The sequence below is a fragment of the Blautia sp. An81 genome, assembly GCF_002161285.1.
In the GTDB taxonomy this organism is placed as follows: domain Bacteria; phylum Bacillota; class Clostridia; order Lachnospirales; family Lachnospiraceae; genus Blautia; species Blautia ornithocaccae.
Map to the genome: position 1 here is coordinate 38,963 of NZ_NFHH01000022.1, position 22,892 is coordinate 61,854.

General features: G+C 44.1%; 28 protein-coding genes. 1 reads left to right on the forward strand and 27 read right to left on the reverse strand.

Annotated elements, in window-relative coordinates:
• Nucleotides 1–289 precede the first annotated feature (289 nt).
• The 24 genes from B5G33_RS21750 to B5G33_RS22430 all read right to left on the reverse strand — a co-directional run bounded on the left by B5G33_RS21750 (nt 290) and on the right by B5G33_RS22430 (nt 16,557).
• The gene (locus tag B5G33_RS21750; RefSeq protein ID WP_204247414.1) at nt 290–781 is read right to left on the reverse strand and encodes a hypothetical protein; all 492 of its coding nucleotides are present in this window, start codon (nt 779–781) and stop codon (nt 290–292) included.
• 17 nt (nt 782–798) lie between these two features.
• On the reverse strand, nt 799–1,584 hold the full coding sequence (locus tag B5G33_RS16020; RefSeq protein ID WP_087418337.1) for a hypothetical protein: 786 nt from the start codon (nt 1,582–1,584) through the stop codon (nt 799–801).
• A gap of 9 nt (nt 1,585–1,593) precedes the next feature.
• Nucleotides 1,594–3,666, reverse strand: coding sequence for a transglycosylase SLT domain-containing protein (locus B5G33_RS16025; RefSeq protein ID WP_087418338.1), 2,073 nt, complete (start codon nt 3,664–3,666; stop codon nt 1,594–1,596).
• Nucleotides 3,667–3,678: 12 nt separating this feature from the next.
• Entirely contained in the window at nt 3,679–5,982 is a 2,304-nt protein-coding gene (locus tag B5G33_RS16030; protein ID WP_087418339.1) for a hypothetical protein, read from the reverse strand.
• A gap of 69 nt (nt 5,983–6,051) precedes the next feature.
• A complete protein-coding gene (locus B5G33_RS16035) occupies nt 6,052–6,453 on the reverse strand; it encodes a hypothetical protein (RefSeq protein ID WP_242974730.1) in 402 nt (133 codons plus the stop codon).
• A 181-nt stretch (nt 6,454–6,634) separates the two neighbouring features.
• The gene (locus B5G33_RS16040; RefSeq protein ID WP_087418340.1) at nt 6,635–7,132 is read right to left on the reverse strand and encodes a YaiI/YqxD family protein; all 498 of its coding nucleotides are present in this window, start codon (nt 7,130–7,132) and stop codon (nt 6,635–6,637) included.
• Entirely contained in the window at nt 7,116–7,643 is a 528-nt protein-coding gene (locus B5G33_RS16045) for an O-acetyl-ADP-ribose deacetylase (RefSeq protein WP_087418341.1), read from the reverse strand. The genes B5G33_RS16040 and B5G33_RS16045 overlap by 17 nt, the downstream gene beginning before the upstream one ends.
• A gap of 44 nt (nt 7,644–7,687) precedes the next feature.
• Entirely contained in the window at nt 7,688–8,029 is a 342-nt protein-coding gene (locus B5G33_RS16050) for a hypothetical protein (RefSeq protein ID WP_087418342.1), read from the reverse strand.
• Nucleotides 8,030–8,120: 91 nt separating this feature from the next.
• A complete protein-coding gene (locus tag B5G33_RS16055) occupies nt 8,121–8,459 on the reverse strand; it encodes a hypothetical protein (RefSeq protein ID WP_087418343.1) in 339 nt (112 codons plus the stop codon).
• 11 nt (nt 8,460–8,470) lie between these two features.
• Nucleotides 8,471–8,881 (reverse strand): peptide deformylase, encoded by a 411-nt coding sequence (locus B5G33_RS16060; protein ID WP_087418344.1) that lies wholly within the window; start codon nt 8,879–8,881, stop codon nt 8,471–8,473.
• Nucleotides 8,882–9,004: 123 nt separating this feature from the next.
• Entirely contained in the window at nt 9,005–9,139 is a 135-nt protein-coding gene (locus B5G33_RS21510; protein WP_143276543.1) for a sigma-70 family RNA polymerase sigma factor, read from the reverse strand.
• A 148-nt stretch (nt 9,140–9,287) separates the two neighbouring features.
• Nucleotides 9,288–9,467 carry a hypothetical protein gene (locus B5G33_RS16070; protein ID WP_204247415.1) on the reverse strand — a complete coding sequence of 60 codons (180 nt, stop codon included), beginning with the start codon at nt 9,465–9,467 and terminating at the stop codon, nt 9,288–9,290.
• A gap of 73 nt (nt 9,468–9,540) precedes the next feature.
• Nucleotides 9,541–10,515, reverse strand: coding sequence for an Rpn family recombination-promoting nuclease/putative transposase (locus B5G33_RS16075; protein WP_143276544.1), 975 nt, complete (start codon nt 10,513–10,515; stop codon nt 9,541–9,543).
• Nucleotides 10,516–10,609: 94 nt separating this feature from the next.
• On the reverse strand, nt 10,610–10,831 hold the full coding sequence (locus tag B5G33_RS16080; protein WP_087418369.1) for a hypothetical protein: 222 nt from the start codon (nt 10,829–10,831) through the stop codon (nt 10,610–10,612).
• Nucleotides 10,832–11,104: 273 nt separating this feature from the next.
• A complete protein-coding gene (locus tag B5G33_RS16085) occupies nt 11,105–11,299 on the reverse strand; it encodes a helix-turn-helix domain-containing protein (protein WP_087418347.1) in 195 nt (64 codons plus the stop codon).
• A complete protein-coding gene (locus B5G33_RS16090) occupies nt 11,289–11,732 on the reverse strand; it encodes a sigma-70 family RNA polymerase sigma factor (protein WP_087418348.1) in 444 nt (147 codons plus the stop codon). The genes B5G33_RS16085 and B5G33_RS16090 overlap by 11 nt, the downstream gene beginning before the upstream one ends.
• A 424-nt stretch (nt 11,733–12,156) precedes the next feature.
• Complete coding sequence (locus tag B5G33_RS16095) at nt 12,157–12,579, reverse strand: zinc-ribbon domain-containing protein (RefSeq protein ID WP_087418349.1); 423 nt, start codon at nt 12,577–12,579, stop codon at nt 12,157–12,159.
• The gene (locus B5G33_RS16100) at nt 12,576–12,896 is read right to left on the reverse strand and encodes a hypothetical protein (protein ID WP_087418350.1); all 321 of its coding nucleotides are present in this window, start codon (nt 12,894–12,896) and stop codon (nt 12,576–12,578) included. The genes B5G33_RS16095 and B5G33_RS16100 overlap by 4 nt, the downstream gene beginning before the upstream one ends.
• The gene (locus B5G33_RS16105; protein WP_087418351.1) at nt 12,893–13,843 is read right to left on the reverse strand and encodes a ParM/StbA family protein; all 951 of its coding nucleotides are present in this window, start codon (nt 13,841–13,843) and stop codon (nt 12,893–12,895) included. The genes B5G33_RS16100 and B5G33_RS16105 overlap by 4 nt, the downstream gene beginning before the upstream one ends.
• 107 nt (nt 13,844–13,950) lie before the next feature.
• Nucleotides 13,951–14,508: a hypothetical protein gene (locus tag B5G33_RS16110; protein WP_087418352.1), complete on the reverse strand. Its 558-nt coding sequence runs from the start codon at nt 14,506–14,508 to the stop codon at nt 13,951–13,953.
• Entirely contained in the window at nt 14,487–14,663 is a 177-nt protein-coding gene (locus B5G33_RS21420; protein ID WP_158229637.1) for a hypothetical protein, read from the reverse strand. The genes B5G33_RS16110 and B5G33_RS21420 overlap by 22 nt, the downstream gene beginning before the upstream one ends.
• 140 nt (nt 14,664–14,803) lie before the next feature.
• Entirely contained in the window at nt 14,804–15,691 is an 888-nt protein-coding gene (locus tag B5G33_RS16115; protein WP_242974731.1) for an ATP-dependent DNA ligase, read from the reverse strand.
• A 32-nt stretch (nt 15,692–15,723) separates the two neighbouring features.
• Complete coding sequence (gene ku / locus B5G33_RS16120) at nt 15,724–16,425, reverse strand: non-homologous end joining protein Ku (RefSeq protein WP_330396720.1); 702 nt, start codon at nt 16,423–16,425, stop codon at nt 15,724–15,726.
• Nucleotides 16,426–16,557: a hypothetical protein gene (locus tag B5G33_RS22430; RefSeq protein WP_330396719.1), complete on the reverse strand. Its 132-nt coding sequence runs from the start codon at nt 16,555–16,557 to the stop codon at nt 16,426–16,428.
• A gap of 172 nt (nt 16,558–16,729) precedes the next feature.
• Between B5G33_RS22430 and B5G33_RS16125 the strand changes: the two genes are divergently transcribed.
• On the forward strand, nt 16,730–18,415 hold the full coding sequence (locus B5G33_RS16125) for a hypothetical protein (RefSeq protein ID WP_087418354.1): 1,686 nt from the start codon (nt 16,730–16,732) through the stop codon (nt 18,413–18,415).
• Here the strand turns inward: B5G33_RS16125 and B5G33_RS16130 are convergent.
• The 3 genes from B5G33_RS16130 to B5G33_RS16140 form a co-directional block, all read right to left on the reverse strand.
• Nucleotides 18,394–19,407, reverse strand: a complete 1,014-nt coding sequence (locus tag B5G33_RS16130) for a hypothetical protein (RefSeq protein WP_087418355.1) — start codon at nt 19,405–19,407, stop codon at nt 18,394–18,396. The two genes, B5G33_RS16125 and B5G33_RS16130, sit on opposite strands and share 22 nt — an antisense overlap.
• A 230-nt stretch (nt 19,408–19,637) precedes the next feature.
• A complete protein-coding gene (locus tag B5G33_RS16135; RefSeq protein ID WP_087418356.1) occupies nt 19,638–20,555 on the reverse strand; it encodes a tyrosine-type recombinase/integrase in 918 nt (305 codons plus the stop codon).
• Nucleotides 20,556–21,339: 784 nt separating this feature from the next.
• Nucleotides 21,340–22,770 (reverse strand): IS110 family transposase, encoded by a 1,431-nt coding sequence (locus B5G33_RS16140; RefSeq protein ID WP_087418357.1) that lies wholly within the window; start codon nt 22,768–22,770, stop codon nt 21,340–21,342.
• Nucleotides 22,771–22,892 lie beyond the last annotated feature (122 nt).

Sequence of the window (22,892 nt, forward strand, 5' to 3'; positions counted from 1 at the left end):
AATGATCCCATTTTTCACCTGCTTGACTGGAAGATATGAGGCTGCCCAGGTAACCGGAAGATAATCCTGGTTTCCTTCACTTCTTTCTTTTTCTTCTTTTGTCCTCTCCGCCGGCCTTTGTACCTGCATTTTCTGTTCTTCTATATGGCTGCCAGAGCTTTGAAGCAACTCCTTTTTCAGAATCCGTTCCTCGTTCTCCTGCTCCCGCAATTTCCTGGCTTCTTTTCTCTCATCCTCCCTGCGGTTCCTGGCTTCTTCCTTCCTCCTTTCCCCATACTGCCTGCGTTCTTCACGGCGTTTCTCCTTTGCCTCCCTCTGTGCTGCCTTTTCCGCCTTTTTCGCCTCTTTCAGCTTCTGTTTGAGTTCCTGTACCTCGTTTCCTACGTCCGCCGCCTCCTTTCCTCTTTTTCTGTTCCTCCTTCTGCTGTTTTTTCTGGCGCTTTAGGATCCTTCTGTTTCGTTTCAGCCGGTACTGGCTATTCGGCACAGTAATCACCCTGCGCCTTACAACATAGGAAAAACACTGAAAAACAAAGGATGTAAGGCTTTCCCCCTGCACGCCGACCACCGCCAAGATCGTAACGGGCAGGATCACAATAATCCCGGCATAAATTTTTCCTTTTGCACTGATATCCACCGCCATCAGAATCTGCAGCAGCAAAAGAGCCAGGACTGCTGCCTCCACAGCATTCCTGGCTTCCAGCCTTCCGGAAAGGATTGTCCCTTCCTTAGCAAAATTTGGCGGTATGGTGTAGACATCTACATGCTCTTTCTGTGCCATGTCATACCTCCAGACTCTCAGCTATATTTTTTCCTTTTTTTCCTTAGCAGCAAAATCCCGGCCAGACATAAGCCTCCAATGCTGCCGCATATTGCCGCCATCCTTTTTGCCCCCATCTTTCTCCTGACACCTCCCTTCTCTTCTTCCATTTGCTCTGTCTTTAAAGCATGGTTTCCTTTTTCAGGAACCTCCTCCGACGCTTGTTCTATCTGTTCGCCCGTTGTCTCTGCTTCTTTTGTCACCTGGTCCATCACCTGGATTTTTAATACCTGCGCTCCCTTTTCCGAAAGATGCACAATAGAATCCGGAAACTGTGTCACATAGGAATGTATCTCATCCCTGGCCTCAGCTTTTATAACTCTGTAGTCCCCACTGTTAACAGGGATGTTCAATCCATAAAAATTATCTCGCCGCAATTCCACGGTTCGTTGGATTCCACCGCTTCCTTCTACCAAGACTGTAACGGTACCGGAAAATCCGTCAAACAGTTCTGCCCGTATTGCCAGGGTCGCCGGCACAAGTTCGGTCCCGGTATAGTTCTCTCCCATATCCATGGTGTCCGGGTTTTCTGTCTTTTGGATCACGCTTCCATCTTCTCCAAACTGGACATATCTGCCGGCTGGATTTACCATGTCATAAGCCCATCCTCCCGTAATCTGTGTCCCATCCTCCTGGTAGCCAAACCCATTCTGCCAAGAGGCGATCTCCGGTAGTTTGCCTTGATTCTCAGCACACACCGGATCTGCTTTTAAAATCCCTATTGCAAGCGTCATCCCGAACACCATTCCTCTTGCAAAACGCATACGCTCCTCCTATTTTCCAATAATCCAGAAAGCACCCTCACTTAAATCGCGCCCATACGATGTGATCGTCTCCAGGCTGTATACTTGCCCACTCCGCTCACGGCTTGCGCAGTCGGCTATGGTGATGCCGCCATCCTCAGTTACCCCGGTCAGAACAATGAAATGTCCGCTGCCGCTGCCAGTAATGGTATATGCTTCACAAATTTCGACTACCATTTTCCCTTCTTTCAATGATTGGACTACATACCCCATCCGGTCTTTCCCTACCCGTTCGCAGGTAAGGCCCCAATGATAAGCCGCATTTGTCGGAAAAGAATGTGCTGTTCCTACTCCGCTCACATATTCCCCATTTGCAATCGAATACTCACAAGTCATCTGGGGAGTTACGTTTTGCCCGGTTAAGGTCGATATGACAATCGCCATGGAAGTGGGACCGCAGCCGGCACCCCCGATGGTGCTTGTCCCATAAGGCATATTAGCCCATGGCTCCTCACCCTGATTATAGTACACAACCCGTTTCTGGCAGTTTTCTACCGTATCATAGGTAATAATGTCTCCGGAGGCATCAATGTTGTCCATATAGATGCCTCCCGAACTTGTCCCTCCCGTTACAAAATCTGTCCAGTGAAACAATGAGAAAAACGCGTTTTTCAGCGCGTCCACTCCATTTTGCAGCACTTCCAATACATCCAGCACCAGGTTAAAAAGCCCCTCATTGGTGACAAACTTATACTCATATCCGCCTCCCACATTTGTAAGCTGGGCATTCAGTATAAGGGCAAGGGTATATTCTACTTTCTGCGCTTTTTCTGTCCTGGTTTCTTCCCATACATCGGCGCCTTCTGCGAGCAGCTGATCGTAGAGGGTTTTCTCTATCTCTTGCCTGCCTTCTTCTGTCTGCCTGCAGTAGACGGTCTTTGTCACCTCAGCTTCCCTTTCATCGGTCACGGACCAACTAAAAAAACTGCCAATCTCATTTTCCACTGTATCTTTCAAAATGGTGTAGGATTCTTGAAGTTTGGGGTCTGCCGCGTTGGTTTCATCCGATGTTTCCGGAACCGTCTGTCTCTCCTGGATCTGCACATATCCCAGTACATTTTTCACATACGCCTGCGTTTCCGGGTAGGGAGGGATCTGATATCCATACTCCACCACTGCATTTGGACCAGCATTATAAGCAGCGATTGCAAGTTCAAGACCATTTGGATATGATTTAAACTGTTCAATGTTCTGCGCAATATATTTCGCTCCGCCCATAATATTCTGGTACGGATCATACGGGTCGGATACTCCAAGCCCTGCCGCCGTTGCAGGCATCAGCTGCATAAGCCCTATAGCCCCGGCCCCGGATACTACATTCGGCTGGAAGCTGGATTCCACGAATGCCATGGCTTTTAAAAGCGCAACCGGGACATTATAAGTCCTTCCTGCCTCCTCAAAGTACGCATCATAGGGGCTACTAAGGTCCGTGGACATAACAAGACCCAGGCTGTTTTCATACCCAAGGAAGGAATAGATCGTGCCGTTGTCGCTTTTTTCTGCCATCAGCACCGCCAGATAATATCCCATGTTTCCTTTCAGCTTTGTTTCATATTCGTCTATCACCACAAGCTCATACCCGCCATAATGTTCTGCATGGTCTGCCTGAATCTCCTGCAGCTTCCTGTCCCGTTCCTGCTCAATCACCTCTTTGATCCCTGCCGCATACTGTTCATTCCCAAGGATTTCTTCTACCCGTGTCCTAAGATTAGAAAGCTGCGCAGATTGCGCCTCATTCGCATAGGAGTCCGCGTTCGCAAAACCAAGGTAGCTCAAAATAATCCCGATCATATTGGCAATAATGAACATCCACATCCACAGAAACAGAAAAATTGCCGCGATTACCTTCCAAAATGTTTTACTGGTGACAATCGTACCTATAACTGCTCCCAGTGGTCCTGCCAATGCCGTTCCGGTTGCCGCCCCCGCTGCGGCTGCCCCGCTTTTTGCAGCCGCCGCTGCCGCATAGGCTGCCTGGGATGTGTGCGCTATATGATCGGTTCCTTCCTCCAGCGGTGAAGCATCCCTTTGTTCATCCTGCATCTGCTCACCTCCTTAATAGGGAGGCCTGCCGTCCACAGGACGATTTCCCTTTCTGCCCTGCTGCCTGCGTTTTAGTTCTTCTCTTGATCTCGGTACTTCCCATGAGGAGCGGGAGGTTGTATGATCCGCTTGCCCCTCATCTCTGCCTGAAGGAATCGGCGCGGCAGGTTCCAGATGATCCATCTGGCCTTCTGCATCAGCATGTGACATCTCCTCATTATCAAAATCTTCTAAGGACGTGTCGAAATCTTCCATCTCTTCCTTTATCGTAGGATCATACTCACCTGCATGTCCCATTGAGTTTGAATGATTCTGGAGATTTCCGATACCAGCCTCCCATCCTTCCTGCCCGTCAGTATGGAGAGCTGATCGATCCTGGGTATCTCCCATATGGTTTTCCTGTCCCTGGGTCTCATCCGCCTCACCCTCAGCATATGCGCCACCTTCTGTCATCCCTAGTCCAGCCAGGGTAGTTGCATCGGCCTGTCCCGGCATCCTGTCTGGTTCGTTAAATGTTCCGCTTCCTGCCTCTTGTTTTTCATCGCTGTAATTACCTATCCCGTCGGTGTCAAAATCGCCTCCTATTTCATCAATGATCCCTCCTGTCCCGTCAAATGTTCCTGCCGAAGCCATATGGCTCCCCGGCGTTTTCTGCCCCTGACTTTCAAGGCCTACATTTCCGAAAGAATCTCCAGCACTTCCATGAGATACCTCCTCTGCTTTCAAGCCGTTTTCCATCTCAATACTACTGCCTTCCAGTTCCATGATGCTATCCTCTTCAGTATCTGAAAAGTCCTCTTCCACCGGATAATCGCCCAGTTCGCCAATTACGCCGCTCTCACTGCTTCCAGCATCAGTGCCCCATACTCCTGTCTGTCCTTCTCCCAAAATCCGAATATCATTTTGTGAAGTTCCCTCTCCATCCAGACTGGCTCCTGCTCCATTCGCGCCCTCTGGATAACCGGAGATTCCGGCCACATCCATTGACATGAATGCCTGCGCGCCTTCCATCGTCTGGTTTCCAGCCGTTTCCTGTCCTGTTTCTGGAACATACCCATTTTCGAATCCGGCATTCCTCGATGCTTCCGTTTCTCCATTGTCGGTCCGGCTAAGCGGATTGCTCCCAGCATCACTGGTCACTCCCGAAGACATAATTCCAAGTTCTTCAAATACACCCCCGGTTCCATTTTTCTCTCCATCCGTCGAATAACCTGTATTCAGACTGTCTGTGCTGGCATGATCCTGGCTGAAATCTTCATTCTCTGGCATATCTGACAAATCCATAGAAGCAGAAGTTTCCTCCCTCATAGGAATCGGCCCGGCAAAGCTCTCCGGCATACTGCTCCCACCTGCCGGACCAGAGGGATCTCTTCCCCCGTCCCCGGAGGTTGCGTTTCCGCTTCCTTCTCCTCCGTTACCCGAACTAAAACGTGAAAAGATACGGCTGGCTGCCATCACCAGTCCCATAGCCCCTAAGCCCGCAGAAGGACGCCCAAGATTCACGCCCAGGGAAGCCAAATAACTGTCCAGCTTAAAGGTAATTTTACAAAAGCCAACAAGGCAGAGGGTGGCTGCAAAAAACTTTGAAAATCCGTAACTGCTTGCCATCATATTTCCATAACCGGAAAGAAACATTTTCATACACCACGCATTTAAAATTATCAGCACCACCTGCCCTCCAAACATTTTTGCCCAGGAGGCCAGAATATTATTGGTTGCCTTTGATCCTCCGGTAGAAAAGGCTAAAGGGGCTGTATAAGAGAATACTCCCAATAAAACATACCTCTCTGCAATCACGAACAGCATTTTAAAGTAGTTCCAAGCCACAACGAACTGCATAATCAACATCAGTATAGCAATGCTCAGGCTTCCGATCCCCAATGTTTCAGTAACCCCCTCCAAAGCCGATACATAGCCTGAAAAGCTCTCCACCTTGATTTCAGTGCCCGCCACCCATTGGTAGGGTGTTCCAGCGATTCTCAAAATATAATCCACGACTGGTTTGGCCGCAACAAGAAAAAACAGGGAGATTGCCGACCGTATCACCAGTTCTATCGGCTCCTCACCATTTACGCTTTTCCCAAACATGGATTTGAACAACTGCCAGACCAGGATCAACAGCAGCAGGGCAATTCCCATTGGCACAATAACATTGTTATAAAGGACAGTAACAATAGAAAACAGCTCCTCAAACAGTGACAGGTCACAGGACAGTAACTCCGTAAACATATCGGTTACCAGTTCCATCATATCCACAATGAATTGCGAACAGATTTCCCTGATCCCGTCAATCAGTAGCTCTAATAGCCAACCCATGTGCTACCCTTACAGGATCCCCTCCTTTCCAATGCCGGGAGAGCGCCGGCATTTGATTCTTCTTGTGGATTACGTCGCAGTAAACATGCTCTTTGGAATGAGTTTCTCTAAATACGCTACGATAGCGCCCAAGGTCATCAGGGCTGCCCAGCAAATCACGATTCGTTTGAGCCAGGCCCGGGACTCATCTACCGTTCTGCCTGATTTAGAGAAATTCATCAGAAACAAGCATACCGCTGCACATACTACTGCTGCCACTGTAGCAATTCCGGCAACATCCGTGTAGACAGTTTGCATAGCATTTTTAGCAGTTCCAAAAATATCCGTTGCAAAGACCGGCATCCCTGTCATGGCAAACGCAGTAACCGATAAAAAGGCGACAAACGCAATTCGGGGAGCCAGAACAAGCCTCTGGTTCCCCGACATAGGATTTTTCTTTCCTGACTGTTTTGGTTTGACCTTTCCCGCCAATCACATCCCTCCTTTCAAACTTAAAATTTGCCATAAAAAAAGACAACCGCCTCGGTTGCCTCACCCGTAAAATCCTGTGGCTCTCCACATGCGTCTTGCACATGCACAAAACTTTACTTTATCATTGTATAAAGTTTAAAATCATCTGTCAATATCAGAACAATCGCAATGCAGACGCATTTTAATCGCATTTTGTTCCCTGACTCGAAAATCCTACTGCATGTTGAACCATTTTTACAAAAGAATGTTCGAAATTTGCGTCTTCCTCTTTCTTCCGCTTTTTGGGTCCTTTCAAATGGTTTTTCCCGGAAGCCTGCCTTGCTTTCCTGGCAAAATGACGCTCCATTAGCATTCTTTCGATATTTTCATTGGTATACCATTTCCCTGACTGATGGATCGCATATGCCTTTTTCCCCAGGGCCATTGCAGCCACGCCATAATCCTGTGTTACCACAATATCCCCCTCCCGGCACAGGTTAATCAAGGCATAATCCACTGCATCAGCTCCAGCCCCCACCACTTTTACGGTACTATAGGCAGATTCCAATACATGGTTTGTGTCACAAAGAAGCGTAACCGGAAGGCGATATTTTTCTGCGACGCTCTCCACGATTTTTATAACCGGACAGGCATCGGCATCTACAAAGATCCGTGCATGACGCTCATTTTCCAACTCCATATTTTTTCACTTCCAACTGATAGATATTCTCTGTGCGTTCATCAAACAGCACCCACATCACAATGTCCAGCTGATCCGGATGCTCCTTTAAAAAATCCGTTACCGTCCTTACCGCGATCTGTGCGGCAAGCTGGACAGGGAAATGGTAAACTCCAGTGGAAATAGATGGGAAAGCAATCGACCGTATCCCATGCTCTACAGCAACTGACAGGGAATTCCGATAGCAGTCTGCTAAAAGTTTTTCCTCTCCATGATCTCCACCGCGCCATACCGGGCCTACTGTGTGGATCACGTATTTGCATGGAAGCTTATAAGCACCTGTTATTTTCGCTTCCCCCGTTTTACATCCATTCAGCGTCCTGCATTCCTCCAGCAGCTGTTTCCCTGCAGCGCGGTGAATGGCTCCGTCAACGCCTCCCCCTCCAAGCAGGCTGGTGTTCGCCGCATTTACAATCGCAGTCACGGTATCAATTTTGGTTATGTCCCCTCTCACTGCCAGTAACATCAACATCCTCCTTTTCCATATCCTAGACGATCTCCGGATTCTTACCCAGCTTAGTGGAGCCTTTCCTCTACTAATTCATAGCTCCTGTCCAAAAAATCCAGAACCGTTGCTTCGCTGACCGATCCATCAAGCGGAATGGAAACCCAATTTCCGTCTTCCGCGTTCCGATCAGGCAGCAATCCCTGGATTTTTACCAAAGAACCCATAACAGCCGGATCATACTGCACTTCCAGGATTTCGTTTTCCCCGTAATCTTCCCTTTTAAGCACCGCATAACACTCTTTTGATGTGCTCATCCGCAGCGCCACATAGGCCGGATGGTGTTCCCACAGATATTCCGGAACCGTCCCATATACTTTTTTTACATATTGAAATATATCTTGCCGTTCCAACGCCGTTCCTCCTATCGTACCTTACAGTCAGAGCTAAAATACATATCACAGGAATCACAGGAAAAGATATCTTTCCCATCCTCCGATGCCGTCATGGACACAACCCCCCCCCGCAAAATGGGCAGACTGTGGTTTCTCCGGCCCGCAGCCGATCCATCAGCTTAATGAACCCCTGGGCGTCCCTCTTTTGATTGCACTGTTCCACCCAGTCACTCCCCAGGGCTCTTTTTAGCTTACCGTCAATGAGAAACACTTCTGTCCCCTCTGTGATCTCCTCTCGGTACAAAGCTGCGTCCTCTGTCTCAATGACACGCTCTTTTCCACTTTCCGAGCATAGCCTTACCTGAACCATATCCGTCTGTCCTTCCGCCCGTTCTTCGCATCCATAGTCCCTTTCGAAGATCTCAATAACCTTATATTTTTCCTGCATAGTCCCTCTCCTTAAATCAGAATCCCCTGCAGATGGTCGCATTCATGCTGGATGATCTGAGCGATCCAGCCACTGTAATCCTGCCGCTGCTTTTTCAAGTGAATATCCTGATATTCTACTGTAATCTGCCGGTATCTTTTGCATTTCCTTGTCCCCTCCAGGGAAAGGCAGCCTTCCTCTGTCTCATAGGGGCCTGCATGTTTTACGATCCTCGGATTATACATCAGTACTTCCGCAAATCCCATCTGGACTGCGATTATATTTTTCCGGACACCGATCATATTAGCTGCCATGCCAACGCAATCCTCTTTATGTGCTCTTAATGTGTCCAGCAAATCCAATGCTGTCTGCTGGTCCGCTTCTGTCGCCGGCTCTGATTTCTGTCCGAGGAACCAGACGTCATTTACAATCTGCCTTACCATATCCCTATCATCCTTCACATATCACAGGCAATAGGTCAACCTGCATCATCTTGTCGTTCCTACCTTCTTCTCCCAAATACAAAATAGCGATGGGGCAGCTATGCCGCCCTTCATAAAGTATTCTTAATGTTGTACCATTTCCAATACATTGTTTTCTTCCAAGATCTTCTCTACCTGCTTCACGGATAGACCCATTTTCCCGGCAATTTCTTCCGGCGTCATTCCGTCCTCATAGCGAGCCAGAATTTTCCCATTCACTATGCCTTCTTTTATTCCTTCTTTTATTCCTTTTTTATGCCTTCTTTTTCTAATTCTTCCAACGCTCTGCACATATTCATCCTGCCTCCTAAACGCAGAATAAAGAAAACATTGGGGCAGCTGCGCCGCCCATTAAAATTTAGATGATTTACACCATTGCCAATACTTTGTTTTCTTCCAATACCTTTTCCACCTGCTCCACAGACAGACCCATTTTTTCTGCAATTTTCTCCGGCTTCATTCCATCCTCATAGCGAGCCAGAATTTTCCCATTCACTATGCCTTTTTTTATACCTTCTTTCTCTAATTCTTCCAACGCTCTGCACATATTCATCCTGCCTCCTAAACGCAGAATAAAGAAAACATTGGGGCAGCAATGCCGCCCCAATAAATTAGATAATTTACACCATTGCCAATACTTTGTTTTCTTCCAATACCTTTTCTACCTGCTCCACAGGCAGACCCATTTTTTCTGCAATTTCTTCCGGCGTCATTCCGTCCTCATAGCGGGCCAGAATTTTCCCATTCACTATGCCTTCTTTTATTCCTTCTTTTATTCCTTTTTTTATGCCTTCTTTTTCTAATTCTTCCAACGCTCTGCACATATTCATCCTGCCTCCTTTTCTTTCCAAGGCTTGATCAACAAGTTTCGGCGAGTCGGTGATCGCCCCGATTACAAGTCCAAGCTCCGAATCAATTTCCTTGCTCTGATATACGTTTGCAATCTCTTCGTAATTCTTCTTATAGATATTCCGGCATATTTCAAAAACGGTTTGTACATCCGTATTATGGAACTGGAGCTGTTCGCTGTCCCTTACCTGGATGAGATTCATTTTGTAATCGTTGACCACTGGCTTCAGCTCTTCTGGAATCTTCAGCATATCCATCAAGGAGAATGGGCCATCCCACTCACGCTCCCCATAGTATACGCAAAGCGTCACCATAGGATGCAGGCGGTCCTCCCTGCGGAACCCGGAAAGGAATTCCTCCGAACCGTCCCAGTGCCCTTCCTCTTTATTCCGTTTCGCAACTTCCTGGTACTCCTTCAGATACCCAAAGGCATCTCCCACCATAAGCCGCAAAGGCATTCCAAAATGCACATGCTGCTGGTTCTCCAAGCCAAGTATTACAAATTCAACACCGTTTGAGCTCTTCTTGATCACATCCAATATTTTCTGGACGGTTTCCATATGGCTGCCCAATTTCAGAATAGAGGAAATGTCGGTATCGGATTCCTCTAATTCTTCCGGACGGATTATATTTTTGCCCTGAAACAAGGCTGCGTTAAATAAATCAGCAAACCGCGCATTATCCCGCCAGAACTCTTTCAATACCGTATCTGCTTTTATTTTATTTTTTGCGGCCGTAGTTATCACCTCTACCTTCTCTGGTATACATCAACTATAACATATTTTTTGTTCATGTTCCAGCATATTCTTGTTTCCGCTGTTCCTCCCTTTTCCAGAAAATCTATGCTGCCAGTACCATTTCTGCTTCTTCCACATCGTTATAGGCAATACAGTAACACAATTCCTTCGTCTCAAATTTAATATATTTCTCAGTTTGTTCCAGGACACGCAGCACTCTCCCGGTGACTTTTAATACACCGTTCTGAAAATAGCGAGCCCTCTCCCCTACATCTAAAGGAAGTATTACATTACCATACGTCCAAATGACCCGTTTCTTCTTCAATTCGCTTCCTCCTTTCATTTTTCGTCTCTACGATATCCTCTTGCCTTCCCTCCTTTCCCAAAAGATGCTCGGACACAAAAAAAGCACTGACTATTCCTTCAAATAATCAGTGCCTTTCTGCAAATAGGATATAACGGCAGACTCCTGCCCAAAGTCAGCTTCCGGACTATACCGGAACTAAAATTTTCTGCTCTGCAGCAGAAGAATACCTGTTATATTTTAATAATAGCTCTATATTTTGTGTCTGTCAATCTTATCTGTACAATATATAGATTATCTCTTTTCTTTGTAAGGAAATTTCTTTACACAAAGAATCAGAACGCACACAAACTCCTGATAGAGATCCTCATCCAAAACATTGTCTATCTTGGCATACTTAATCATCAGAGGGCGGTACATCTCGATAAGCGCCAGCATTGCTTTTTGGTCAGAGTTTCTCGCTTTTAAAAACAGTTCTTCAAATTCCATTCTTCCTGCCTCCTGCTATCATATTTCTGATTTTTTTGATTGCGTTATAATATGTATTCTCTGCCTTCTTCGGTTCGAGTCCCAGCATCTTCCCAATCTCCTCAAAGGATTTCATATAAAAAATGCGCAGAACCATAATCTCCTTTTGCTGCCGTTTCAAACTTGCAAACGCATGGTACAGAGAAGAATTTTCAATCTGATCCAGCAATAAGCGGATCTCCACAATCCCCTGCTCCAAACGGTCCGATAACTCAACAGCATGTCTTAGGACATCCTGAGCCTCCTCATCTTCCGCATCTTCTCCTTCAAACACCGGGAATTCGTTGCTTTTGATTTTCGATCTTTTTACCAGGTACTCCTGGCGTGCATGTTTAATTGATACTTTCAAGTAAGCGCTGAACTGCGCTACCAAATCTTTATCGTCACTATACATTCCGTATACTCCTTTTTCAGAATTTTTTGCTCTATTGGGTTGCAAAAAATCCAAAAAAGGAGGCGGCCTCGGTCTGTATGTTCTGCACTTATTTTGTCGATACGCACTCGGCATTTTCTGACCGGATACGCAGAAATACTGCATAATCCGACAGGCAAAAAAATAGACTGTCGGGATTAAATCCTGACAGTCTACATAAAACGATTTTTTTCTCTTCTTGCCTGCAATACGAATGCTTTATCAGCCCCTAAACTCCCGGAATGAGCTACCCTGGAGCAGGCTAGATATACTTATTCAGTCACAAACCGGGAATTATTTATTCCGGTTTTCAAAAAATAAAACCAGCTTTTTTATCTTACCACCTCCAAATCTCCAAAATCTTACTTTTCTCATGTATTTTTAACATAAATCGGAAAAAATCTCTTTAAATTTCTTCTTCCTTTCCCCTTCTTTTTAGGAAATTCTCAATATCTCCATCAAAAGACAGCATCTCTTCAACCGCAAGTGTTTCAATCTTCTCAAAATCACAATCGATTTGTTCTGAAGACCTCTCCTTCTCTTTTTCCTTCTCAATAAACTCTGTCAGTTTTTCTTCCGGGATGCCTTCTCGGTATCGGTATCCACATACCGCGCAGATTCTGTCGCTCTTAGGAATCCGAGTACCGCATTCTGGGCAAACCTTCTCTTTCAACCGCTGAAATAAATTTGCCGTGGCATATACCAAGATCCCCACTGTTCCTACCGCAACAACAGCAGTGCCGGCCATTGTATTTACAGACAGACCTATGATTCCAATAAGTTGTACCGTGCTAATTCCATATAAAAATGGTATCTGCTTATTCTTCAAAGTGCTTCCTCCTCCCCAAGCGCAGCAAACATCTGGTAGTTTTTCCTCATTAAAGAAATTTCCGCCTCATCTGCCGAATAATTTTCTGCTCCAACTGTCACAAGATGTTCCTCCACCTCCTTCCCCTGTACCGCTTTTCCTTCCTCCTGCTTCTCCGGTTCTTCTTTTTCCTGCATTCCCCAATAAGCCAGAAATGCCTTAACGATGTATCTTGTTTTTTTCCTTCCGCATGTATTCAGAAAATCGCAGACTTTACGATGGTCTTTATCCGTGTCGTCAAATCTCAGATTAAATCGGTACGGGTCCTGCTTACTCATTTAGACTCCTCCCATTCCTGTTTTTCTGCCAGATACTGCAATCTGTACCCCTTCGCATTTGCCCTGACATCATTGATAATAAAATACGCTCCCTGGTATTTTTTCCAAACTTCCTGTATGGTTTTGTTCAGCAGGATGGCCCCGCCTCCGGCAAATACAGTCTGCGTTGTTCCAAAATCAATGCCGATTTCACGGAAGATCCCAAGCAGCTCTGATACATACCGCATTGTAATTTCTTTGACCCGCTCAACCACTTGTACCTCAAATCTCACATCCTCGCCGGAAAGGATATCATCCACATCTGCCTCTTCCAGCAAAAGTCCAAACCTTTGCCGGATGCCAGCCCGAACGCTCCGGTATAGTTTGATAACCCCTTCTTCCATGGAATCCACATAAGTTCTTTCCAGCTGACCGAACCGGAGGATCATGTAGTCCACCGTAAAACCGCCAATGTCAATTACCAAAACTTTCGGATATCTGGATAACTGCTGCCGGCCCGCTACCAGACAGTAAGCCGCATATGCCTGTATATACACTCTGACTTCTGTGAACGTAATTTTATAAGGTGTATTCATGTACATATAGTCGATAATCCTGCCTTGCTGAAAATATTCCTTGAAAGCCCTGCGGTGTTTCCCATAATGAGCAGGCGGGAGCCCAACCAGAAGCTCTACCTCAATCAGCCCATTGGCAATCCTTTCTTCCTGCCCTTTCGTGCGCTCCAATTCCTTTGCAACTGCAAAAAGTGTCAGAATAAAATACCGTTCATCTTCTGTTTTATCTTCCAGGTAAGAAGGACGTCTACTGGTAATCCTGTAATAATTTTCTTTGTACAGAATCACCTCTTCCCGCTCCCCTGGCATCTGGTCCAAGATCTCCACTCCCGCATCAAATTCCAGATTTTCCGTCTTTATCATCTTGTTCCCCGTGTCTACCGAAATAATCATTGTCAAGTCCCCTTTCCGGCTTACGCCCTGATTTATGCGCCATGTATGCGCCTTTACAAATTCACTATAGTTTTTTTGAAAAATCTGTGTCAACAGTATCAAAAAAATTATTCTGGTTTATATGTATCCTGAAACTGCTTTAAAAGCTCCCTGCTCTCCCCTTCATACCCCCATAAGATACCGCTTACCGCCTCAAATGCCTGTTCCCTCCAACGGAAATAGGTGGCCCTGTGTATCCGCGAAAGCTTTGGAAAATGCGGCTCCAGCTTGTCTAAAATTTCTTCAACATTTTCCGCTTTATATGCGGACATATAGGTGTAATACAAAACCCAGTAGTAACGCTCCCCATTGGGATGGAATTTCCGCATAAGCTCTACCGCTTCGTCAATCATCTTCAGAAACTTATTTGAACGGTTGATTGCTTCGATCCGTTCTCGTTCTCCTGCCAAGTCCTGGTTAATATCCATTCCTGACTGATAAATGCTGTCCAGGAAAGAATCCACATCCATACCGTACTCTATTTCGAAGCGGTGTCTTACCTGGTTAATTTTGATCTGCATCCGCCAATTTACAGAACGGTAGATCTTAAACAATGCAACAATATCATGGTAGGATGCGTTTTCTTCCCCTCTGAATTCTTCTGTTATGACTCCTGATTTTCCCATTCACATCCTACTTCCTTTCCATCATTGCAATTTGATTCGCCCTTTTCACGGAATAACCGTTCCATAAGTTCATCTTCCCGCTTTCCCTGAACGATACAGCAGTACAGTACAAACTGAATTCCAAAAACAATGACCAGAATCCCTATTTTTACCATGTGACATGCCTCCTACGGTATTTTATTGAGATAGGACAGAAATATCCTTCACAAAGATGAAGGATATTTTGTCAAGTCTCTGTAAAAGACATGGAAAAAGCAGCCTCTGATTTTCAGAAGCTGCGAGCTGTTGATCATTTTTATATCTGTACTTCCCTTGGCAGGACGTCATCCCGGAATCCCCTGAAAACCGGCTGCCTCAAAACATCTTTTGTGTTTGGCATATATTCAATTCTGCAGACATGGGTTGGAGCCACCCATACCGCTTCCTCATTTCCCATCGGCAGTATGTGAAAGGGCCGGATCCCCGTAACGGTAAGCTGCCTGATCACTTCTTTCGTTACGCCTGAAGTAACATGCCCTTTATATACCAGCGTATGCTCCCTGCATTTCGCGAGAATCAGACTGTATGTGCGCCGTCCTTTCTGGATATACCCAGCGACCACAAACTCCTCATCGGCCATCCTCTTAAATTTCACCCAGTCTTTTGTCCGTCTCCCCATGTAGTATAGGCTCTCTTTTCTCTTTGCCACTATGCCTTCCAGCTTACGAGCCGCAGCAGCCTGATAGAATGCTTTACCCTTCCCTTCGACAAAACGTGAAACCGCAATTCGACTGTTTTCTTTCACGTTATCCAGAAGCTGGTTCTTTCGCTCCATCAAAGGCATCCAATTAAGCTCCTGCCGATCCAGATACAGGCAGTCAAAAGCCACGAAGGAAGCCGGGCAACGGGACGCTTCCATGTGGATCTTAAAGCGGTCCGTAAGCAGGGTCCTTTTCTGAAGCCTGTAAAAATCAGGCACCCCGTTTACTAAAACCACGACTTCCCCATCCAGGATGCAGGTTGCTGAAACCGCCTGATGCAGCTCCCCCAGCTCCGGGAATTTATCCAGCATCTTCATATTCCGCTTATTCCGCAAATCTACTTTTCCAGGCTCTATATAAGCAAGACAGCGAAACCCGTCCATTTTCAGCTCATAAATATAGTCTGGATCATCAAATGCCTGGCACTGGCTGGCAATCAGCATGGGGCTAGCGCCTCGCGAAGAAAACAGATCCATTATGCAGTCCCTGTCAGCCGTTTCTGGCTGCGCTGATCCTTTTTTTCTGACAGTTCAAGGCTCTTTTTCAGCGCCTCCATCAAGTCAATAACATTGGAAGAGGCGGCAGTGTCTACTGCTACAATATCCTGTCCCTGGATTTTTTTCATAATGGCTTCCCTCAGCCTTGCCTGGTATTCATCCTGGTATTCCTCTGCCACAAATGGCTTTGTCATATTTTCTATCAGCATTTTCGCCATATTCAGTTCATTTTCATCCAGCTTCATCTTTGGCACGGTCTTAGGCATTGCCGCAATCTCATCATAATAAAATAGCGTCTTAACAATAATCCCTTCTCTCGTCGGATACAGAACAAGCAATTTTTCATTGGTTCCCATAACCGTTTTCGCAATCGCCACTTTCTTTTGGGACAGAAGCGCCTGACGTAGCAGTTCATATGCTTTTTCTGCCCCGGTATCCGGAACCGCATAATAATCCTTTTCATAATAGATCATATTAACTTCTGCCATCCTGGCAAACTGGATAATGTGGATTGTCTTGTCTTTCTTTGTTTTGATCTTTTCCAAATCTTCATCTGTCATTACCACATATTTCCCTTTTTCATACTCGTATCCCTTGATAATATCAGCGTTGGTCACTTCTTTCCCGCAATGGCTGCAGTACTTCTTATATTTGATCCGGGCTTTGCTCTCCTTATCCAGCTAGTTAAAATGGATGTCATTATCAACTGTCGCCTTATACATTCCTATGGGAATCAGCACCAGGCCCATAGAGATACTCCCTTTGTGAGCAACTGCCATAACCGTCACCTCAATCCTTTTTGAAAATAGCATTTGCTCTATCGGAAGTTTTATGCATGGTGATAATAATTTCTTTTTGTTCTATGTAAGTATCGCCCTTGCAAAGCCTGTCCGGATAAATGGTATGAGTTCGACGGCGCTGAAGTATGTTGGATAATACTTAATTATCCTTCTTATTACACATTTGCAAATGGAGGAATAGATATTGGATGCTATTGATTTCTTTAAGGAAACAGGTGAAGTGTTTACTGTATATGTTGTGGATCGTCAGTTTTCCATTGGCAGAGGCCTGGAATACTTCAAATCATTTAAAGGTAAACCAAATTATATAGATACGAATGAAATAGCCCATAAAAGGATTTCTTCGGTTATGCAATGGATTCAGAAAAAAATTCCTCCGATCGCTCAGTTAATTGATATATGTTTTGGTAGTCTTCTTCCAGTAAACGTAGTTGATACGGTTACTGCACTAAATAAATTATTTGGCACGGAACAGCATCAAGCCGCTGGCCCAGATGTAATTGATCCGATAATTATTCAAGAAGGAAAAGTTTTAACAAAATATTTGAATGAAATAATTTCACTATATAAGGATTGCAACTTTAGACCAGCCATTATTATTATTTTAAAAGATAATGACTTTGATCGAGCTAAAAGCCTATTAGCGAATTGTCCAGATGGAATACAAATCAAATTTATTAAAAATAGTGGTGAAACGCAATTTTATAAGGTAGTAAATACTGGCGCAGATAATATTGAAGGATTTATTTCGGCTTTTTCTCATCAGTGTTTTAGTACATGTTCAAAGACGAAGAGAGATGTTTTGTTGAATGAAGAGTGGGCCAATAATTCTGTTATAAGGAAATATGGTCCACAAATATTAAAAATAAGAACTCATTTACTTTTTGATGAGAAAAATGAAGTGCATAATTACATAAATGATTTGTTAAATCAAGTAACTGATACAACCAATTATACTTCTTATGAAAAAACAGTTCTTGAAAGCTTTAAATGCAATTTGCTTCTGTTTAAAGTTTTTTGCAATGATCGTGCAGGAAATGACTTAAAAGCAGCATATAGTCTTGCAGTCGATCTAAATAACGATATATTAAAGGCACATACTTTTCGATTTGCTTATTTTTGGGATGCTTGTTCATTAACGCAACAGCTAGATATGTTAAATGAGGCTCATACAATCTTTCTAAACAATGATATAGCTGACCATGCAATATATTGCAAGAATAATGCTAACGTAACACAATTTGATACAGGACGGGTTTATGTAAGAGATTTTGATAATTTATTGGAAGAAGCTATTTCAAATGTTCCCGGGTTGGTTGGTATGTCACATATTTTCAATAATACAGGAGTAGCCTATTTAGTTACAGGACAACCTGAAGAAGCAATGGAATATTTCTCAAAAGGCGTAGATTATGCTCATGGACAGGAGAGAACTGTTCAAAGATTAGCACTACATATTAATAAATTTTTAGCTGATTTTTATTGTGGAGAGATTATAAAAGAACAACACTTAAGGAAAGTTTTAAATGAAATATTTGATGGGATGGTGAGAAACAATTTTCTACCATTTATCTCGTCAAGATATGTTCTTAATATTTTGTCTATATCATTACAGCAAAATTTAGATTTAGGAATGGACTTGCTGTCCTCTTTCCCAATAAGAGATTTATTAAATCAAGGAATAACTTCGAATCCTATAGGTGGCGGACAGATTTTGCTCCAGACGAAATATCTGGAGCAAAAATATAAAAATCTGGTTTTGTTGGATAATCCGCCTGCTTATAATACAGTGGAAGCAATAACAGGAGTGCGAAAAGACTTTATTGTAAAATATGGGATTAATCCGTTTTATTTTTGTACATGGCTATAAAAGGAGAGAATAGAACTCCATAGAACAAAAGCATGAACACTGTCCCCTCCGATTATGTTTCTAAACTTATTTATACTCTCATAGATTTGGTCTTGTTCATTTATTGCCGAATAAGAATGAAAAAATGCGTTTTCAGTCGATACTGTTGGCATTGGATTTATTTCTAAAAAGTAAGTATTTTCTTCTGTTAATTCTAAATCTAAGTCGTAGTGCTCTTTTTTCAGTCGTGCATCAATCCTGCAGAATGTATTGAGATTTATATCTGCTGCAAGTTTTCTGCAGGATTGAATTAGACCATCAGAAAGATTATGTGCTATATAACGCTGGAATTTATTATTTGGATTAGCATAATCTTCATCCAAGAACCAGTTAATATCTTTACTTTCTGGAATATAAATTATTGTTGGCATAAAATCCATTTCTTCTTTTACCGGATTGTATATCATAGGAATAGTTATGTCAAAACCTGGTATAAATTCCTGATAAATTCCTTCTCCATTTAGCTCACTCAGAAATTCTCTATGGACACCTATACTGCTACCTAAGTTTAGAGGTTTATATATTCCATTTTTATCTGAAGGGTTTAAATCAGCAGGGACAAGAAATCCTGCATTTTTGGCAAGAATATTAGATGTTTTTTTATTTTCACCAGTGACTATGCCATATGAATCACATGGTATACATGGAATACCAATAAAGCTACATATTGAAGGAACAAGCGGCATGGAAGATAGTAGTGTACTTCCGCAATTTAAGTTTACTACAAAATCTATTTTAGGCAGAGTATTGGAAATTGCTTTTTCCACAAATGTCCTTACATCCAGGATTAATGGTATACAGTGAAGTTGCTGCACGGCAAGTAGCCATGGGGCAATAATATCACTTTCCCATACATGATAGTGTTCAAAACCAATAGCCTCTTCACCTTCAAAAATATAGACAATTGCAATCGTTTTTCTTTTTGCTTTTTCATAAAAATTATCTGATTTCATAAATATGAATATTCCCCCATATCTTCGTTACAAAATCTTTTTATAGATAATTAAGTATTATCCAGCCTATATATTACTTACAGTATAGCAGATTCCACCATATTTTTCCATTTTTAAAATTAAATTTTATTATTAACCCAGATTGCAATATTCCATTTCATATTACGGCATACAAAAAAAACCGCCACTGCTGCCGGCCAATCCTCTGCGCCATTTCCATCTTTATATCATTATGCTGCTATTTTAATCACCATCTTATTCCTTGGATGTTTCGTCCTTAAAATGTCTGCCTGCTTTCTCGCTGCCACATGAATATAGATCTGCGTTGTCCTGATCGAGCTGTGTCCGAGTATACGCTGCAGACAGCTAATGTCTACGTCCTCCTCAATCAGATATGTAGCAAAAGAGTGCCGGAACATATGCGGGGTAATATTCCGTTCAATCCCTGCCTGCTTGGCATATTTCTTAATCATTCCTCGAATTGACTGCTCTGTGAACCGCTGATTCCTCTGGTTGATAAAGAAATAGCCGCAGGCTTTGATCTCCTTTTCATTGTCAGTATAGTATTTCTTGAGAAGATTAAGTACCTCCGGCTCTCCGATCTGTATGTAGCGTTCTTTTGCTCCTTTCCCCATAATTCGTATCAAGCCTGAATTCAGATCAACACAATCTGCTTTCAGATTGGAAATCTCAGATACGCGCGCACCTGTTGCGAAGAGCATCTCGACAACCGCCTGATCCCTTCTCCTGCGTTTTACCTCTTTATCTGAAAGATCCGACGGATAAGCATACATAAAATTCAGAAGACGTTCAATTTCTTCCCTTGGTATAATTCTCGGAAGTATAATGTCCTCCTTGAATTTTACCTTTACTTTTCGGAAAGGATTCTCGCCAATTCTCTCCTCCTCTTCCAGAAAATTATAGTATGCGCGGATTGAGGCAATTTTCCTTTTAATCGTTTTCTGTTTATACTTTTTATGCAGATCTGTTATAAATTGATCAATTTCCTCTTTTCCCGGATCGCAACAGGAAACAGCGTCAAAATATTGTTTTAAATCAATCCGGTATGCCTTCAGTGTTTTCTCATCCAGTTCCTTGCGGTATTTGCAATATTCAAGGTAATAGTCCACTTGTTCTTTTGCGGTCATGCTTTTTCCTCCTCAATAAACAATCTAAGAACAGTTTAGCATATCCGCATCACATACCGATGGTATAGCATAATTTTAAAAGTTAGGCTGCTTACAAATTATTTCCAGGAATCCCTCAATCGTTCATAGGATTCTTGAAACCCCTTTTTTCGTTCCTCTAGCTCCTGTTTCTTTACATCAGGCATCCTCTCGAAAAGCTGACAGTCCGTCAGGTCTTCCAGCCCCAGCTCCTCCTGGAAGGAATCCAGATAGTACCTTCCTATAATGTCAAGCCTAAAAACATTGATTTTTCAAGCTTTTTTTAACTTGTTACCTCATATAAACAGAGCCAAAAGTGATGAACAGTCATAGTATCTTGTACTGAATAGCTATAGATGGGTGCACTTCATAAAGCATCCTTTGATTGACGATTATAAAGGCTATTTCCCCTCTGTTTTGCTATGATGGTGAACCTTCCGTGTCTACAGGGATCGTGTCCCAACTTCCTTCGTCCCACCTGTTCATACACTGAGTGCCAGCTAAGCTTTCTAACAGGGTCTATGCCCTATGGAGGATACTCCTGCCGGCTACAGCTCTTGTTTCTGTTTGATTATTTACTGACCTGACCGGTTCCGCACAGCACTCATTCAGTGGACGCTACGCTGTGCCTCCCCTTAGTCGGTCTTCTGATGACAGGGATTCCTTTTCCCCGTCTCCTTCGGGTTCCTTTCCAGGACCCTGCTCAGCACCAGACGTTTCTGCAACTCAGCAGGATCCTGGAATTCTTCTTTTCTGATCTGTTCGATTACGCTGCTGCTGTCTGTACATTCTCTGGATACCGGATATCCTTCAACAGTTTCTCAGGATCATACGGTTTTCCTGTCTTCAGCATCGTATAGATCACACGAAGGAGCTTGCATGCGATCACGATCAGTGACTGCATCTTCTGGAGCGCATTTCCCGCCCGCGTTGTATAGTGGGCATGGATCCATTTATATTCTTCTCCATGTGCCACCGCTGACCGGGCGGCCTGGAATAGCCAGTATCTCAGCCTTTTGCGTCCTCTATGGCTGATCCTGGTCTCTCCTTTATGCTTTCCGGAACTGCATGAAACCAGCCCCAGTCCGCTCAGTTTCTGCAACTCTTTTGCATCGTCAAACCGGGAAATATCTCCCATTTCCGCAAGGATCCCGGAAAGGATCTTCCCGCCGATCCCCGGTATCTCCAACACATTTTCTGCATGGGGGATCTCCCTGCATTTTTCATTCAGTTTGTTTTCTATTTCTGCAAGCTCTTCGTCCAGTTCCATGATCTTCTCTGCGAACCACCGTACGGCTTCCCTTCCGCCTGCTGTGCCATCTTTCAGCCCTATGCTCGTTTCTGCATACTTTACGATCTCAGCCGCCCTGCTGTAGCCGCGCCCTCTCAGCTTTGCCTGGTGCCAGATCTCTCGGATCCCTTCTCCTCCCAGTTTCAGGATGTCCTCCGGAAACGGCGCTTCCTTCAGGACTGCCATGCAGAATGCCCCATCTATTTTTCCGAATGCGTCCTTATATTCTGGAAAATAGATCTTCATCTCCCTGTGCAGCCGGTTCATGCTCCGGTTCCGGTCCTCTGTCAGCTGTTCCCGGAACATGGAGAGTCTCCGCAGTTCTGCGTATACTTTTTCCGGCAGATACGGCATCCCGTAATTCCCGTCTTTCACAAGGTTTGCAATCAGCTTCGGATCTTTCCGGTCATCCTTCTGCTGGCTGTTGTCTTCCAGTTCTTTCGTCTGTTTCACGGCGTAAGGATTTACCTGAACGACACTGATCCCGTTTGAGACCATCCATGCCGCAAGACAGAACCAGTAATGTCCGGTAGGCTCAAGTCCTAAGACAATCTGTTTTTTATCGTTTGCGGCCGCAAGCTGTACTGCCCAGTCATGGGCTTTCCGAAATCCCTCAGCATCATTTTCAAACGCAAGCACCTTCTTACTCAGCTCCCTGCCTCTTGCATCGATTGCCCTGACATAATGTGTCTCGCTGCCGATATCACATCCAACGATCAGCATATCATCGCTGATGAAGGAGAGCTTATCATTTTTGCTGAATTTTCCCTGAGTCTCAAAATCTCTCCAGGTATAGGATTTCATCTCATTGAGTATACGGTTTGCTTTTTCTACCATCTCCCTCTGTTCCTGTATATTCATCACAGAATTGACTTGATTGTTTGCTCTTTTTGTTTTACTATTCATTTCAGATACCTCTTGTGTTTTTAGATTTTACCAACTCGCCAGGTCAGTAATAATCTAAATTTACTTGAGGTATTTTCTTTGGTCAACTCCTTGATTTAAAGTATACAGGAAGCTTTCTACTT

Coding starts and splice junctions, on each gene's coding strand:
- B5G33_RS21750 (WP_204247414.1), bottom strand. CDS start 781: ATGGCACAGAAAGAGCATGTAGATGTCTACACCATACCGCCAAATTTT.
- B5G33_RS16020 (WP_087418337.1), bottom strand. CDS start 1,584: ATGCGTTTTGCAAGAGGAATGGTGTTCGGGATGACGCTTGCAATAGGG.
- B5G33_RS16025 (WP_087418338.1), bottom strand. CDS start 3,666: ATGCAGGATGAACAAAGGGATGCTTCACCGCTGGAGGAAGGAACCGAT.
- B5G33_RS16030 (WP_087418339.1), bottom strand. CDS start 5,982: ATGGGTTGGCTATTAGAGCTACTGATTGACGGGATCAGGGAAATCTGT.
- B5G33_RS16040 (WP_087418340.1), bottom strand. CDS start 7,132: ATGGAGTTGGAAAATGAGCGTCATGCACGGATCTTTGTAGATGCCGAT.
- B5G33_RS16045 (WP_087418341.1), bottom strand. CDS start 7,643: ATGTTGATGTTACTGGCAGTGAGAGGGGACATAACCAAAATTGATACC.
- B5G33_RS16055 (WP_087418343.1), bottom strand. CDS start 8,459: ATGCAGGAAAAATATAAGGTTATTGAGATCTTCGAAAGGGACTATGGA.
- B5G33_RS16060 (WP_087418344.1), bottom strand. CDS start 8,881: ATGGTAAGGCAGATTGTAAATGACGTCTGGTTCCTCGGACAGAAATCA.
- B5G33_RS16070 (WP_204247415.1), bottom strand. CDS start 9,467: ATGTGCAGAGCGTTGGAAGAATTAGAGAAAGAAGGTATAAAAAAAGGC.
- B5G33_RS16085 (WP_087418347.1), bottom strand. CDS start 11,299: ATGGAATTTGAAGAACTGTTTTTAAAAGCGAGAAACTCTGACCAAAAA.
- B5G33_RS16090 (WP_087418348.1), bottom strand. CDS start 11,732: ATGTATAGTGACGATAAAGATTTGGTAGCGCAGTTCAGCGCTTACTTG.
- B5G33_RS16100 (WP_087418350.1), bottom strand. CDS start 12,896: ATGAGTAAGCAGGACCCGTACCGATTTAATCTGAGATTTGACGACACG.
- B5G33_RS16105 (WP_087418351.1), bottom strand. CDS start 13,843: ATGATTATTTCGGTAGACACGGGGAACAAGATGATAAAGACGGAAAAT.
- B5G33_RS16110 (WP_087418352.1), bottom strand. CDS start 14,508: ATGGGAAAATCAGGAGTCATAACAGAAGAATTCAGAGGGGAAGAAAAC.
- B5G33_RS21420 (WP_158229637.1), bottom strand. CDS start 14,663: ATGGTAAAAATAGGGATTCTGGTCATTGTTTTTGGAATTCAGTTTGTA.
- B5G33_RS16115 (WP_242974731.1), bottom strand. CDS start 15,691: ATGCTGATTGCCAGCCAGTGCCAGGCATTTGATGATCCAGACTATATT.
- B5G33_RS22430 (WP_330396719.1), bottom strand. CDS start 16,557: ATGCTATTTTCAAAAAGGATTGAGGTGACGGTTATGGCAGTTGCTCAC.
- B5G33_RS16130 (WP_087418355.1), bottom strand. CDS start 19,407: ATGAAATCAGATAATTTTTATGAAAAAGCAAAAAGAAAAACGATTGCA.
- B5G33_RS16135 (WP_087418356.1), bottom strand. CDS start 20,555: ATGACCGCAAAAGAACAAGTGGACTATTACCTTGAATATTGCAAATAC.
- B5G33_RS16140 (WP_087418357.1), bottom strand. CDS start 22,770: ATGAATAGTAAAACAAAAAGAGCAAACAATCAAGTCAATTCTGTGATG.